The organism is Solitalea canadensis DSM 3403 (genome assembly GCF_000242635.2).
Taxonomy (GTDB): domain Bacteria; phylum Bacteroidota; class Bacteroidia; order Sphingobacteriales; family Sphingobacteriaceae; genus Solitalea; species Solitalea canadensis.
On sequence record NC_017770.1, the window covers coordinates 1,099,328 to 1,114,351 of the forward strand.

Annotated in this window: 11 protein-coding genes, 1 tRNA gene and 1 pseudogene; 10 read left to right on the forward strand and 3 right to left on the reverse strand. The window is 36.1% G+C overall.

Annotation, left to right across the window (positions count from 1 at the left end; translation table 11 throughout):
- Nucleotides 1-93 precede the first annotated feature (93 nt).
- The 8 genes from SOLCA_RS04580 (at nucleotide 94) to SOLCA_RS04610 (ending at nucleotide 10,193) form a co-directional block, all read left to right on the forward strand.
- Entirely contained in the window at nucleotides 94-3,597 is a 3,504-nt protein-coding gene (locus SOLCA_RS04580; protein WP_014679280.1) for a TraB/GumN family protein, read from the forward strand.
- A 163-nt stretch (nucleotides 3,598-3,760) separates the two neighbouring features.
- Nucleotides 3,761-4,963, forward strand: coding sequence for a thioredoxin family protein (locus SOLCA_RS22130; protein WP_081479969.1), 1,203 nt, complete (start codon nucleotides 3,761-3,763; stop codon nucleotides 4,961-4,963).
- 128 nt (nucleotides 4,964-5,091) lie between these two features.
- A complete protein-coding gene (locus SOLCA_RS04590) occupies nucleotides 5,092-6,591 on the forward strand; it encodes a GH3 auxin-responsive promoter family protein (RefSeq protein ID WP_014679282.1) in 1,500 nt (499 codons plus the stop codon).
- A 45-nt stretch (nucleotides 6,592-6,636) separates the two neighbouring features.
- Nucleotides 6,637-6,729 carry a GxxExxY protein gene (locus tag SOLCA_RS23900; protein WP_407635813.1) on the forward strand — a complete coding sequence of 31 codons (93 nt, stop codon included), beginning with the start codon at nucleotides 6,637-6,639 and terminating at the stop codon, nucleotides 6,727-6,729.
- Between the two features lie 155 nt (nucleotides 6,730-6,884).
- Entirely contained in the window at nucleotides 6,885-8,036 is a 1,152-nt protein-coding gene (locus SOLCA_RS04595; RefSeq protein ID WP_014679283.1) for a 1-deoxy-D-xylulose-5-phosphate reductoisomerase, read from the forward strand.
- Between the two features lie 90 nt (nucleotides 8,037-8,126).
- Nucleotides 8,127-9,449: an RIP metalloprotease RseP gene (gene rseP, locus SOLCA_RS04600; protein WP_014679284.1), complete on the forward strand. Its 1,323-nt coding sequence runs from the start codon at nucleotides 8,127-8,129 to the stop codon at nucleotides 9,447-9,449.
- 96 nt (nucleotides 9,450-9,545) lie between these two features.
- On the forward strand, nucleotides 9,546-10,079 hold the full coding sequence (gene hscB / locus SOLCA_RS04605) for a Fe-S protein assembly co-chaperone HscB (RefSeq protein ID WP_014679285.1): 534 nt from the start codon (nucleotides 9,546-9,548) through the stop codon (nucleotides 10,077-10,079).
- 34 nt (nucleotides 10,080-10,113) lie between these two features.
- Nucleotides 10,114-10,193: transfer RNA gene (locus tag SOLCA_RS04610), tRNA-Leu, on the forward strand.
- Nucleotides 10,194-10,295: 102 nt separating this feature from the next.
- Here SOLCA_RS04610 and SOLCA_RS04615 read toward each other — a convergent pair.
- Together SOLCA_RS04615 and SOLCA_RS23415 are read right to left on the reverse strand one after the other, a co-directional pair.
- Nucleotides 10,296-11,219, reverse strand: a pseudogene (locus SOLCA_RS04615) (ISAon1 family transposase); the annotation flags it as partial.
- Between the two features lie 31 nt (nucleotides 11,220-11,250).
- Complete coding sequence (locus SOLCA_RS23415; protein WP_042479306.1) at nucleotides 11,251-11,619, reverse strand: ISAon1 family transposase N-terminal region protein; 369 nt, start codon at nucleotides 11,617-11,619, stop codon at nucleotides 11,251-11,253.
- A gap of 61 nt (nucleotides 11,620-11,680) precedes the next feature.
- On the opposite strand from SOLCA_RS23415, the gene SOLCA_RS04625 reads away from it, so the two are divergent.
- Entirely contained in the window at nucleotides 11,681-12,703 is a 1,023-nt protein-coding gene (locus tag SOLCA_RS04625) for a hypothetical protein (protein WP_014679286.1), read from the forward strand.
- Between the two features lie 242 nt (nucleotides 12,704-12,945).
- Nucleotides 12,946-13,638, forward strand: coding sequence for a hypothetical protein (locus SOLCA_RS04635; RefSeq protein WP_014679288.1), 693 nt, complete (start codon nucleotides 12,946-12,948; stop codon nucleotides 13,636-13,638).
- Nucleotides 13,639-14,292: 654 nt separating this feature from the next.
- Here SOLCA_RS04635 and SOLCA_RS04640 read toward each other — a convergent pair.
- Nucleotides 14,293-15,024 carry an immunity 49 family protein gene (locus SOLCA_RS04640; protein ID WP_014679289.1) on the reverse strand — a complete coding sequence of 244 codons (732 nt, stop codon included), beginning with the start codon at nucleotides 15,022-15,024 and terminating at the stop codon, nucleotides 14,293-14,295.

Sequence of the window (15,024 nt, forward strand, 5' to 3'; positions counted from 1 at the left end):
ACGGTCTGAAACGCTACCTGCTATTTTAAAAAACTACATATTCTACTATTAATGAATCGAAGGATTTCCAATGTTCTTATAGCATTTGTTATAATGCTTTTAAGTTCACCATTTGCCAATGCGCAAAAAACTGAACGGAATGATTATCAGTTATTGTGGCGCATTGAAGGGCCGAAGCTAAAGAAGCCATCTTACCTGTTTGGAACCATGCATCTTAAAGATGAGCGTGTGTTTGATTTTAGCGATTCCGTATTAGTTGCCTTTGATCGGTCAGAAGCATTTGCCAATGAGGTGGATATAGATTCCATGATGAACTATATGATAAACCCTAAAAGTGCTATTTGGGCTGATACAACCAATTATTTACGTAAAAAACTTTCTGCTGAGGAGTATGCTTTTGTCGATAAACTTTTGGAGAAAAAGTTGGGGTACTCAATTGATCATTTACGAAATAAAAGTTTTTGGTTTGTTGAGATGATATTAAATGATTCGGAAGATGATCTTGCTAAGTATCAGGAAGAAAGTGGTTCAGCTACTAATAAGGAAAGTTTGTTTCTGGATGCGTATTTCCATCAGAAGGCCAGGATGTTAAAGAAAGAACTATTCGGGCTTGAAAAAATTGAAAATCAGTTTTTGGAAAAGAACAATGAGCATATGCCTTATCGAAAGGAGTCGTTCCTTGAAACGTTAGGGTATTATGAAGAGAATGCTGAACTAAGTGGAAAAGATAAGGCTAAACAATTGGATACGTTTGTTGAAGCCTATTATAAGGGAAATATGTCTTTTCTTGATTTTGACGGCGATTTCATTAATAACGGAATAATGGTACAGCGCAATACTGATATGACTAACAGTATTGACAGAATTATACGTAATAAAACTTTATTTGCAGCTGTAGGGGCGGCACATTTGCCGGGCAAGAACGGGATTATCAACCTGCTTAAACGTAAAGGATATAAGGTAACACCTGTTACAGCCTCTTTTACCGGTGTGGCTACTACTTATAAAGATCGCTATGCGAGCCTAAAAGGGTATAAGTTGGAAAGAATGCTTGAAGGGTATTCTGTAATAATGCCTTCAATTCCTTTAAGTTACCCTATTCCTAATTCCAATAAATCGATGTATATAAGTGCATCAGAAGAGAAAAACACTGCAGCCTTTGCCTTTTCGTTAATTGTTACTTCAAGAGAAGCAACGGAAATGGAGTTACTTGATCAACTTCTTTCACGGTATACTAATACCATGGGTGTTATTAAAGGTGAAATTAAAAATATTGAACTAGACGGAGCAAAAGGAGGAGAAGCTTTCATAAAATCAAAAGGAACTGAATTTCAGGTACGCACTTATGCTAAAAATGGTAAGGTGTACCTGTTTATGCATACATTAGATAAAGCAGGTGAAAACGAAGCCTCAGAATTTTTCAATTCAATAAAGCTCTTTGATGTATCAGCAAAAGCAGTTACGTATAAGAAAATTTCGGATAAGGAAGATCTCTTTGAAATGATTGTTCCGGACGATTACACTGAACGTCGTATAGGAAACCTGCGTACAGTCGAGGATGAAACCGAAAGTGAAGGCCGACCTTACCGTCATTTTTCGGCAATCGATGAAAGTAAAAATGCTTCCTACTTTTTACGGATAGATAAAATGAAAGAAGGGTTTTATAACGTAAGTGACTCCAATCTTATTGAACATGTAAAAGCTATTATCTTAAAAGATACAACAGTCACAAAGCTCGATGCTAACGCTTGTTTTTCGGGTAAGACTAAAGGTTATAAAACGAAAGTTCAGCACAAGAATAATGTAGTTTCTGAATTGCGTCAGTTTCCTAAAGGAAACAGGTTGTATACAGTTATGGCACAATATAATCCGCAAAGTTCGGATACAGCTGCTGTAACGAAATTTTTCCAGGGATTCCGGATTTTGCCATACCAGAATAAAGCATTAAACACCTTGGCTTTTTCTTCAGATAGCTCATTTAGTGTTAAAGTAAGTGAACCTTTACATCAGTCGACGAACAATTTCAATCGTTCAGATATTAATGCTTATTCTTCTATTGACAGTAGCTCATTATCAATGTACAATATTCACGAAGTGGTTTTTGCTCCTTATTATTGGACTTCTTCAGATTCTCTTTATACCAGCCTCCGCAGAAATTCTCAGAAAGAATCTGATAGAGTTCTTAAGGAGAAAAAATACATCGTTGATAGTAATTCTGTTTATGATTTAGTTATTGAACATGGCAACAGTGGCTTGCAAACATTTCATCGGTTCATTATTGCCGGAAGAAAACTTTATGATGTTTCAGCTATTGAACCTAAAGAAGTAGTTGCCAAGGGCTACGGATTACAATTCGTTGAGTCATTTAAGTTAAATGCCTCTAAAAAAGATACTTCTGATCTGTTCAGAAATAAACTCTCTGATGTATTTGCAGGATTATTGTCCACCGATAGTGCCACTTTTGAAAATGCTTTAAATGCATTTAATTATATGGAGCTATCAAAAATTGACAGAGACAGAATACAAGACGCTTTATCACAAAACAGCATTAAGAATGATGAAGCAAAAGGTAAAATGCTTAATGCGTTTAGTGACCATGCAGATTCGGCTACATTATCCCTTGTTAAAGCGTTATATCAATCTGCCGCAAGTTCGGCTAAGTTTAAAGCGGACCTACTTCAATTTCTAACAGAAGTGGGTACAAAAGAATCATTTTTGTTGTTTGAGGAATGTGCTGTTAATCATAAAAAAGGTAATTCGCATCCCTACCAGATTATGTCGTATAGCTTAAAAAATAAAAAAGAGTATGATGAAGAGTTCTTACCTCGTTTGATCAAATTGGCAAAAACGTCTCCGGATTTTCTTCCTATTTTTGTTGGCTATACTTCTTATGATTCTATTTGGATTAACCCTCAATTCACTAAATATAAATTAGACGAGTTGATAAAGCCGATGGGTGCTGCATTTGATAAGTTTGCTCCTGGCTTTAAAAAACTTCTTTCAACTGACAGTACCTATTGGGTAAAACATTCACAGGTTAATGCTTATCTGGAGGTGTTTAAAAAACCACATCTCGCTGCTAAAAATATCAATCGCTTTAAATTATTGCTAACAGATAGTTCCTCTGCATTAAATAAACAGGCGATCATTGGCTTGTTAAATGCAGGACAAAAGGTCAAAGATCCATTTATAACTAAGGTATTAGAGGACGATAATGAGGGATACTATTTACTGTCTGATCTTAAAGAAGATGGGAAGATTGCCGGTGTAAAACACCTACTTACTCAAGAGAGGGTTTGTAAGATTTATCTTAAATATTATTTGTCGGAAGATTATGACGTTGAGGATGTCAATTTCATAAGAAGTGTAGAAATTGCAGCTGGTGAAGAGAAAAAAAGAATGTTCTTGTTTAAATGTAAACTTAAAGGAGACGATCAGTTTTATTATGTAATTGTCGGTGCGCAACCGAACGATCCAACGGTTTTTGAAATTAATCCAGGCGTTGTAAGTTGGCTGGATGAATCAGAAGAGCCAACCGCTGAACAAACGGCTACCTTAGCAAAACAATACTATGAAGATTCTTTAAAGTCAGAATAATGAAGAGCCCCTTAATCATAAGGGGCTTTTTTGTGAATTATGAATGAATAGCCTGCCGTCCAAAATCTTTTTTTTTAAAAAAATCATCACTTCATGGGGTAAAAATTTGATTCAGCTTGTATTAGTGATAATTGCGAATAGCAAAATGTACTAATCCGATTTTATGATGAAGAAATTTCTATTTACTCTGTTCACTTTTCTGCCATTTTTGAGCCTCGCTCAAGGAACCAATTTTATTTCCGGGGATTGGGATTCTATTCTGAAAAAAGCTAAAGCTGAGAATAAAATCATTTTTGTCGACTGTTATTTTGAAGGTTGTATGCCTTGTAAGCAGATGGACTTAAAAGTTTATCCCGATAAAAATGTTGGCGACGCTTTAAATAAAGACTTTATTAGCTTTAAGACAGATGTTTTCAAGGAAGATATTGGGAAGAGACTGAGTAGGAAATATGGAGTTCACGGCTTTCCTTCATTCTTATTTATAACTCCTGAAGGCCACCTGATTGATCAAAGTTCAGGTTTTATTGGAACTACTAAACTGATTGATTACCTGAAACAAATTTTAGAATTAAATAAAGCTGGTAAGTTCAAAAAGTACACTCCCGATTTAAATACGCCTTATCCGGCATTTTACGACAATGCCTATATGAAAGGAATACGTAAGGTTAGTGCCGATACGGTAAACGCCTATCTAAGTGGTCAGGATCTGTTCTCGGAGCAAGCCTTCAATATCATTAATAATTTTGTAGCGCCCGACAAGTACGGCGAATGGTTCATTACCAATAAAGAGCGTTTGGTAAATGATTTCGGTCAAAATCCTGTTCGTAATTACATGATTTCCTTTATGAGCCAATTGTCTAAGAAATATGCTACCACTAATAGTGACAAAGAATTTGAGGCTAAAATGGCTGAAGTTAAGTCTGTATTTATCGGCGATGAATGGGACCGTTTTGGTAAAATCTTTATCGATGGCTATTTCAAAAACTCAAAGAATGCCAAATGGTATATTGCAACTTTAGAAAAAAGCGGTTTGTACGATTGGATAGATAAAGGAAAAGTTGTCTCGGAGGTACTTCCACTTGTTAAAGATGATAATACGGCGTTAACCGAGCTTAAAAAATGGTACAATGGTCATTTAGAAGCAAATGCAGCTCAATACGATCTTTATAATGCAGCTGTGATCAATCTCTACCTTAAAAATTATAAAGAAGCCAATGAGCTGTTTGCAAAAGCAAAATCAGCTGAAAAAGTTTGGGGCATCACAGATAATGATTTAGTTGCACTGGAAACAGCAATTGAGAAAAAAGACACCGTAACTTTTAAACCCGCCAAAACTTATAAAGTAAAACCAATGATGTTGGAATAATAAAAATACTTCTATTTAATCTAACCAAAAGAAAAGCCAATAATTGGCATTATAGGGCAGCTAACCGGCTGCCTTATTTTTTTGCTTAATTAAGGGTGTTTATTTCATAACAAGTATATTTGCCTCTTATGGGCATCAAATCCTTATTAAGCAAACCACTGGCTTGGTACACAGCCAGACAAATCAAAAAATGGAACACACAAGCCGTTGATTTGCAGCAAAAATGGATGCAACAGCTAATTTCCGAAGCTAAAGGAACCTTGTTCGGTTTGGAACATGGTTTCACATCTATTCAAACCTATGATGATTTTAAAAATAAAGTTCCTGTTAGAGATTATGAACAACTAAAACCCTATATAGAAAAGGTAGTTCATGGCGACCGGAATATTCTTTGGCCCGGAAAACCACTTTATTTTGCCAAAACTTCTGGTACTACTTCAGGTGTAAAATATATTCCTATTTCAAAGGAGTCGATGCCGGCACATATAAATGCAGCACGCAATGCGTTGTTATTGTACATTGCGGAAACCGATAAAGCAGACTTTGTTAATGGTAAAATGATCTTTTTGCAGGGAAGTCCTGAAATGCAAGAGAAAAATGGAGTACATGTTGGTCGACTATCCGGTATTGTGGCTCACCATGTACCCGATTATCTGCAACGAAACAGAATGCCCTCATGGGAAACCAACTGCATTGATGACTGGGAAGAAAAAGTGGATGCGATTGTAGAAGAAACGGTGAATGAAAACATGACCCTTATATCCGGTATTCCTCCTTGGGTGCAAATGTACTTCGATCGTTTAACAGCTAAAACGGGTAAAAAAATTAAAGACATCTTCCCAAATTTTGGCTTGTTTGTTTATGGTGGGGTAAATTTTGAACCGTACCGAGCAAAACTAGAGGCCAGTATTGGTTGCAAGATCGATTCTATTGAAACCTATCCTGCTTCAGAAGGATTTATCGCTTTTCAGGATTCTCAGACAGAAAAAGGATTGTTGTTGAATGTAGACGCCGGAATGTTTTATGAATTTATTCCTGCTGACGAATATTATAATGAAAACCCTACTCGTATTTGGCTTAAGGACGTTGAGCTTGATAAGAACTATGCAATTATATTAAATACCAACGCCGGACTATGGGGGTATAGCATTGGAGATACGGTTAAATTTGTCTCAAAAAATCCTTATCGTTTAGTTGTAAGTGGAAGAATAAAGCATTTTATCTCCGCTTTTGGCGAGCATGTGATAGGAGAGGAAGTGGAGCACGCTTTGATGACAGTAGCAAAAGCGGAAAATATAGATGTAGTTGAATTTACAGTCGCTCCGCAAGTGAATGATCCGGATGGCCGTTTGCCATTTCATGAATGGTTTGTGGAGTTCGGCGCTCATCGTCCGCAAAACATGGATGAATTCAGACTTAAGGTGGATGCTTTACTTCAGAAAAAGAATGTTTATTATTACGATCTTATTGAAGGAAACGTATTGCAGCCATTGAAAATAAGAGAAATGAGAAAGGATGCATTTATTGATTATATGCGTTCTCAAGGTAAGTTAGGTGGACAAAATAAGATGCCTCGTTTGTCGAACGATCGTAAGATTGCCGATGAGTTGGCAGGATTAATTAAATAACCACAAAGAGCTCAATGTTTCATAAGGTTTTTAAATCGGATAATAATAGAGTCTAAGGCTGTAGAATGCTTTAATAATGTACATTTGGCTCAGGTATTAACCTATATGAAACTTGCCGATAAAAAGCTAGACTTCTAATGAGTCGAGTTTGAAAGAGGGAATAAAAGAGTGGTACAGTAATCTTTGGTCAAAAATAACAACCAACAGTATATCAAAGAGTTTTGTATAGAACTGTGTAACTTTGTGCACTCTATGGTTTTAAATAAAGAGCTCAATAGGATTGAGAATAATAAATGAAGAGAATTGCAATTTTAGGATCAAGCGGATCGATTGGAACACAGGCATTGGAAGTAATAAGCGCTAATCCTGATAAATTTAAAGCAGAAGTATTAACCGTAAACGGGAATGCTGATGTATTAATTAGCCAGGCACTGACCTTTAAGCCAAAAACTGTAGTTATTACGGATGAATCCAACTATCAATATGTAAAAAAAGCTTTAGCTGATACCGGAATTGAAGTGTTAGCAGGAGAAGCTGCTTTAGCTGAAGTGGTAACGTATGATTCGGTTGATATGGTGCTGACAGCTGTTGTGGGTTATGTTGGCTTAAAACCTACCATAGCAGCAATAAAGGCAGGTAAAGACATTGCCTTGGCAAATAAAGAAACCTTAGTTGTTGCAGGCGACTTAGTTACCAGGCTGGCACGTGAATATAAAGTCAATATTCTTCCGGTGGATTCTGAGCATTCAGCTATTTTTCAGTGCCTTGCTGGCGAAGAAAATAACCCCATCGAAAAAATTATTCTTACCGCTTCAGGTGGTCCGTTCAGAGGCAAAGGGCTTGATGACCTTAGAAATGTAACTAAAAATCAGGCACTAAAGCATCCGAACTGGAGCATGGGTGCTAAAATTACCATAGATTCTGCCAGTTTAATGAATAAGGGACTGGAGGTAATTGAAGCCAAGTGGCTATTTGACCTTGATTTGGATCAGATTGAAGTGGTTGTTCACCCCCAATCGATTGTACATTCATTGGTGCAATTTAATGATGGATCAATAAAGGCGCAATTGGGCTTACCGGATATGAAATTACCAATTCAATATGCAATGGCTTATCCGCAAAGAATAAAAAATGATTTTCCACGTTTCTCTTTTGCAAACTACTCCAATCTGACATTTGAAGCACCGGATACAAAGACTTTCCGTAACCTTGCATTGGCGTTTGAAGCACTCTCAATAGGTGGAAACTGCCCTTGTGTCATAAATGCTGCCAATGAAGTAGTTGTGGACGCATTTTTGAAGGATAAGATCGGTTTTCTGCAGATGTCGGACATCATTGCCGAATGTATGCAGAAAGTTACGCGCGTTTTGAAACCCGTTTACGAAGATTACGTTGAAACGGATAAGATGGCGCGTATTACGGCACTTGAATTGATTGGTAATTAGTTGATTTTACAACGACTTAAATAATAATAACTAATATTAATACAGAAATGATGTAGCTTAAGCTCATCTTTTCTTTTATCTCGATAATACATGAGTGGTTTAATTATGGCGGCCCAATTGTTGGCCGGACTTTCGATTTTGATTGTTTTACACGAGTTGGGGCATTACCTTGCTGCACGAGCATTCGGCATCAAGGTAGAAAAGTTCTACTTGTTTTTTGATGCTTGGGGCGTTAAGCTGTTCAGCTTCAAAAAAGGTGATACCGAATACGGAATCGGATGGTTACCGCTTGGCGGATATGTGAAAATTGCCGGAATGATTGATGAGTCTATGGATGTGGAAGCAATGAAGCAACCTGCTCAACCATGGGAATTCCGCTCAAAACCAGCTTGGCAACGCTTAATTGTAATGTTGGGTGGTGTATTTGTAAACGTTGTGGTGGGTGTTTTCATCTTTTGGATGTTAACTTTTAAGTTCGGAGAAAGCTACTTGCCTAATTCTGAAGTGAAGTATGGTATTGAAGCCCGTGAACTAGGAAAGGAAATCGGATTAAAAACAGGTGACAAAATTACAGGTGTTAATGGAAAATCACTTGAGCGTTTTGATGATTTGTATAGTCCTAATGTTCTATTTGGTAATGTAAATCTGAACGTTAACCGCGAAGGTAAGGATACGTTGATTCATGTTCCCTCTGATTTCATTGAAAAAATATCTGATGAAGGCAAAACAGCATTTGTAGTTCCTCGTCTAACATTTGAAGTAGGAGAAGTACAAAGTGGAAGTAATGCCGATAAAGCTGGTTTGAAAACCGGTGATAAAATAGTGGCTGTTGATTCATTGAAAGTAACCTACTTTGATGAATTAAGGACGGCATTAGACACTAATAAGAACAAAAAAATTAAAATTAAAGTTGACAGAAATAACACTGAAGTATATTTAACTGCCAATGTTGAGAAGGACGGAACTATTGGTTTTTCCCCTAAAACAGTTGGAATGAACTTTAAAACCGATCAGTTTAGTTTCGCGCAGGCATTACCAGTTGGTGCTGAAAAAGCTAAACAAACATTGGTTGATCAGGCAAAAGGTTTTGGGAAAATATTCAAGGGTGACGTAGACCCACGTAAAGCGGTTCAGGGACCTATTGGAATGGCGAAAATCTATGGTGGTACTTTCCAATGGGAGAAATTCTGGACGCTAACCGGGTTGATTTCCTTAGTGTTGGCATTTATGAACTTGCTGCCAATTCCTGCATTGGATGGTGGTCACGCTGTATTCCTGATCATTGAAATGATTAAAGGCAAGCCACTAAGCGATAAGTTTATGGAGCGTGCTCAAGTGGTAGGTTTCGTAATCTTAATCGGATTGATGATCTTTGCATTTGGTAATGATATTTCTAAATTCTTTTTAAAATAAGAATAACCCAATAATGAAACGTGAGATTTAAGATATGGATTGCCACACAATCTTTCTCTTAAGTCTCACGTTTCTGTTTTTAGCAATAAATTAAGAATGAATTTTTTTGAGTTTTACGACATACCTGTCTCCTTTAACCCCGATGAAAACCTGCTGAAAAAGAAATTTTATGGTTTTAGCAAAGAGTACCATCCGGATTTCCACGTAAACGAGACGGAAGAGAAACAAGCTGAAATTCTGGAGCTTTCTACTATCAATAACAATGCTTATAAAATATTAACTAATCCGGCTAAGCGTGTAGAGTATGTTTTGGACCTTTACGGACTAATGCAGGAAGGGGAGAAGTATCAGTTGCCTCAGAGCTTTTTAATGGAAATGATGGAGATTAACGAGGTACTGATGGAAATTGAGTTTGACGAAGATCCCGATCGGTTGAACGAAATTGAAGATCAGGTTTTGGTTTTAGAAAAAGAGCTTATAAATGAGTTATCCCACTTTACAGACGGGTTTGAAAGCCTTGATGAAGAAAAAAGAAAAAATAATCTCTTGAAAATCAAGGATAATTACTTTAGGCAAAAATATTTGTTGCGAATTAAAGAAAAGCTGCATACATTTGCATCCCGCAATTAAGGAAAGGGTTTTAGTAATAAAGTCCTTTAAAAATGCCCGGATGGCGGAATTGGTAGACGCGCTGGTCTCAAACACCTGTGGGAAACCGTGCCGGTTCGACTCCGGCTCCGGGTACTGGAAAAGAAACCCCTGTAGATCAAGTATTTACAGGGGTTTTTGTATTTTAAGGGGACGAAATAGGGGACGATTTGGGGATCAAGCCGAAAAGTTGGGGGCTTAAGCATAGATATTAGAAAGTCTGAAAAGAAAGTAACTGACATTCTTTACACCTCTGAAAGCAGATCTGAATGCCTTTATCTTGGCATTAAAAGATTCGGCAGCGGCATTGGTGCTCCTGTTATCGAAGTAATTCAGGATGGTCAGGTAGTGAGCCTGAATAGACCGGGCCACCACATTAAAGGATTTAAATCCGGCTTTTTCCACTTGGTCATACCATCGGGCTAGTCGCGTAAAAGCAATTCCTTTATCTTTAGTGGAATGAAAGATCTTACCCAACTGCATGGACAACTCATAGGCTTGTTCCAATAGCGGATAGTACTTAAACAACAGTTCTGCACGATGTTCCTGAGAGGGAGTCCAAGAGGAACGTGTTTTAAATAGCAGGTATCTACTGCGGGCCAGTAATTGTTTCAGAGTGTCTCCATTTTCAAGCAGGTCAGGAATGTATTTTCGTCCCAGTTCCCTGCTTAAAGCAATCTCTTGGTTTTCCTGTTCGATAGCTTCCCACCGGTACTGAATCCGCATTTCCTGAACGGCATCGTAAGCTAATTTCTGAACATGAAACCGATCTGTTACCAGACTGGCCTTAGGAAAAGAATAACGGACAATCTTTTCCATGCTGGCAGCCATGTCCAAGGTCACCTCGATGACCTGGTTACGCTTGCGGACAGGAATCTTTTCCAGCACAGCCCTGACTTTATCACTGTTGGTTCCCTTTACCATGGCTATCAATGCTCCTTTTCGACCCTTGGCCGCTTTATTGGTAATGATCGTATAAAGTTCACCCTGAGAAAGAGCTGTTTCATCAATGCTCAAACAAGGCCCCACATTATGCTCAAATAAAATCCAGTCCTGGGCATGTTCCCGTTGATCCCAGCTATGGTAATGACTTAGATGACAGCGGTAGTGTTCTTCCAGTTGTTTGCCATCTACTTTGAAATAAGTCCCAACACTATTGGCGCTGACTGGCTGAGTATCGAGCCAATGCTTTTAAAAAAGCCCCGAATTCCTTGGTAATTCGGGTTCCTTTGGCAACCAGCTCCCAATCCCTGTAAACAATGTTCCCTGTGCTATGATTCAACCATTTTCTTCGTTTAATGAGTAGATAAACCGTTTTTGTCCGTAATGGAAAGTCTTGAACCTTAATTGGATCAAAGAATCCTTTAGATTCCAAATGCTCAGAGCCGTACTGTTCCGGTTTAGTGTTTTTTTCGGTTAACGAAATATAAATATGCTCGTCAGTTTGTTCTATATCGCTAAGGAGAAAATAATCTAACATTCCCTCCGGCAGTATTAATTGGGCTACGCTAAAATCTTGCATGGAACTGCAAAGAAAATAATTTAATTCAAGCCCCCCAACTTTTCGGCTTGATCCCTAGTTTATGAAAATATTCAATAAATCTTTTGATAATGTTATTAAAAGTGAGGTGGGATTAGGAATGTGTGATTATGCCTTTGCATTAGAAAAATTTTATCCGCTAATTAATAGATTCGAAGCTCAAAGAAAGTCTTTAGATTCTAGGCTTTATAAACGATTAGAACAAGATATTTTGGCAGGATGTATTATGCCACCTATAACAATTGCATTTGTTAAGCAGGATCCTAAATTCCAAAATATTGAAGAGTTGAAAGATTTTATGATGAATAAAATTAATCATGGTTATATACTTGATGGAATTCAAAGATTAAATACACTTAAAAAGGCTAGTGAGTTAAGAATATTTGAACCAACGAATCCTATTTATTTTAATGTAATTATATCTGATAATGAGGATAAGCTTTTATATAGGATGATTACTTTGAATAATGGGCAAAAACCTATGACCCCAAAACATCAAATTGAAATCCTTACAAGAGATTTATTTGATTTTTCACATCTAACCAGGTTTAATATACAATCTGAAAAAGAAAAATCTATCGAAAGATTACCAAATGCTTTTAGTTTGGCTGACGTTACAAAAGGGTATTTATCTTTTCTTACTGAAAATGTTCACAATGAAAACAACAAAATCATTGAAGAAAAGATGGACGAAATTATTGTCGGAAGAATTCTTGAGTCAAGAGTTTTTATTGGTTCAATTACTTTTAAAGATATTCTTTCTTTAATTGATAGTAAATTATCCGATTCATTTTTAAGTGAATGGTTCAGAGTATCTAATAATTTAATAGGTTTTTGTTGTGGGATTAAATTTTCTTATTCATTTATACAAGAAGAAAATATTGAGGAGACAAGAAATGCATTTAAAACTTTTGAATTAGCATTTAGTGCAATAAAACCGTCAAAAGTAAATTTAGGAAAGTTTAGAAGAGAACTTTCTTTCTATTTTGTAAAAAATTATAGGCAAACTAAGGGATTTGATACAAATGAGTTAATAGGAAAGTTTTTGGAAATAACAGCAAATTAAGAAATGCCTATAGATCCATTTAAATTTTCTGAAACACTTGTAAAGTCAAGTTTCAATAGATATCAACAATCTCTTTTAATTACAAGTACAGGAGCAAATAAGTCGAGTAATTTGATTATTTTATTACGACTTATGAGTGGAGGTGTTAAATTTCGCTCAATTAATGATTCTAATTACATTAGACAAGATATTGATTACTTAGATTTAAATAACCAGTTCACTGCCGTATCACCTTTAAAAAAATGACTAGTTATTTAGCACCTGCTTTGACAGTTGATGAATTGGGGAGGTTATTTTCTGATAGACGTTTTGTAAATAGTAACTATGAGTTTCATAAACGATTACTAAATGAGTTTGCCAATTTCCTGTATTTTCAAAAAAAGGAATCTTATACCACTGCATTTATTTACATATATAGGGTGCTTGAAATGATTTCCATTCCATTCCCCCTAATTTATGCTTCAAAAATAGAGGACTTTAATTCTGCTTTTCAATTTTTAAAAGCTTGTACATCTGATGAGTTAACTAAAGAGAATAGCAAGGGTGAATTGGGTGTTTTTAGAGTTTTTCTGAGAAAGTTGTTTGAAAATGATCCGATGAAGGATTTAAACATAAATATTTCAATTGATCCAAATTTTCCTAATGAAGTTCAGAAAACATATTACAAAGTATTAGAAAGGATGTGTGGAGACATTCTTGATAAATCTAATTGTCAGGAATTTGATACACTCTCTGTTAAATTCATTGAATTAAATACGTTAATAATAAATATCAGGAATAGATTCTTTCACTTATTTAGTGCAAATAGGCATAATATTCAAAGTGATGAAATTCCTAACACTGACCAATTTTTCAAATTAATTAATAATCACTTGGCAAGTTGGATTGCTTTGATATATTTTGAAGTTGTAAAATTTTCCATATCAAAAAGGTGAACTTAAGAGTAGAATTTATAAAAAACGGGCCATTTTGAAAATCAAAACAGCCCGTTTTTTCGTTAATGAAAATTAGATTAAAAAGAAAATTCTCCTTTATGTATGGCAGAGGTTTCGTCACATTTTTCGCAATGTAGGAAATACTCAATACCCCTCGTTGTTGGAAGTCTTAGCGATAGTGAAACTTTCAACTGCAAATAAGAAGGAAGACTCTGTCTGGCCGATGACACAAAAGATCCAATAAAATGAAGCAACAAAATCATTCGAAAGGATGGTTTTGTCGCGTTATACACTGTGTAGAAAATCTTTGCAAAGTTATTCAGTTCCAAATAACACTCTCAATTGCTGTTCATTTGTAATTAAAGCATCCATCAATTCAAAAACGGCGAAACCGTACACACAAAAGTCTAGTGAGCGATTATCAATCGTCTTTGGATAGAAGCTGAGTTTTAGAATAAACGTTATTTATTTTTCATTTGAAGTTAGGTGGGCGCTTTCGGCCGGACGGAGTCCTCTGTTTTATATTCACTCGAAGGTGACGCTATCGCTGAAACACCTTCGAGAGCGGGATTCCATATATCGGTACCAATATAAAATGAACAGCCGAAGCTTTTAGGGCTTGGCTGTTCATTTGTTATAACTGACCAAAATTACTTATATTAAGAAATTATAGGTCTGGTATTCAGTTAATGGACGAATAGGCATCAGTTCAATAGGAACAAGTGGACTACCTAAATCAATTTCATAACCACAACGCCACGCAAGTTTACATAGGCCTGCTGTATCAGTTGAAAGAAATTTACAGATTAATTCAGATTTGTTTCTTTTGTTATGTGTTTTAAGTAATCCCAATAAACCTGATTTAATTAATGCCTCATCTTTTGTTTTGAAGCCCTGGAATACATCAACAATAGGTTCATACCAACGATAACGACGATACTTAATCTGCTTTTGGATTGAATCGATATTAACATCTAATTTGTCAAAATCATTTAGTAAAATATTTTGCATTGCATTTGGCATTTGAAAACCTATAAAGTTTACATTGTTGACTTTATTTTTTAACAATGCGTACCTGTTTATTAAACTTACATTATCTGATAGGAGCGCATAAGACATTTCTTCAATACCGGTATCCATTATATGTCGATCATATTTAATGCTCATATATTCCGAAGCTGATGCCGAGTTACTGAAAAACAGTTTTGCTTTATCGATATCATTTTCGATGAAAATCGAATGGACTGCAAACACAATATTAGTACCTTCCAAGGCAGGGACAAAAAAATAATCATTTGCAGGATCTTCTTCAATCTTATTTCTTACAAAATTTTCATCATTTTGGAAGCTATTATAAATCGTTATCAGATGCTCAATTCTGTCCAT

Coding starts and splice junctions, on each gene's coding strand:
- hscB (WP_014679285.1), top strand. CDS start 9,546: ATGAATTTTTTTGAGTTTTACGACATACCTGTCTCCTTTAACCCCGAT.
- SOLCA_RS04635 (WP_014679288.1), top strand. CDS start 12,946: ATGACTAGTTATTTAGCACCTGCTTTGACAGTTGATGAATTGGGGAGG.
- SOLCA_RS04625 (WP_014679286.1), top strand. CDS start 11,681: ATGAAAATATTCAATAAATCTTTTGATAATGTTATTAAAAGTGAGGTG.
- SOLCA_RS23415 (WP_042479306.1), bottom strand. CDS start 11,619: ATGCAAGATTTTAGCGTAGCCCAATTAATACTGCCGGAGGGAATGTTA.
- SOLCA_RS04580 (WP_014679280.1), top strand. CDS start 94: ATGCTTTTAAGTTCACCATTTGCCAATGCGCAAAAAACTGAACGGAAT.
- SOLCA_RS04590 (WP_014679282.1), top strand. CDS start 5,092: ATGGGCATCAAATCCTTATTAAGCAAACCACTGGCTTGGTACACAGCC.
- rseP (WP_014679284.1), top strand. CDS start 8,127: ATGAGTGGTTTAATTATGGCGGCCCAATTGTTGGCCGGACTTTCGATT.
- SOLCA_RS22130 (WP_081479969.1), top strand. CDS start 3,761: ATGATGAAGAAATTTCTATTTACTCTGTTCACTTTTCTGCCATTTTTG.
- SOLCA_RS04595 (WP_014679283.1), top strand. CDS start 6,885: ATGAAGAGAATTGCAATTTTAGGATCAAGCGGATCGATTGGAACACAG.
- SOLCA_RS04640 (WP_014679289.1), bottom strand. CDS start 15,024: ATGGACAGAATTGAGCATCTGATAACGATTTATAATAGCTTCCAAAAT.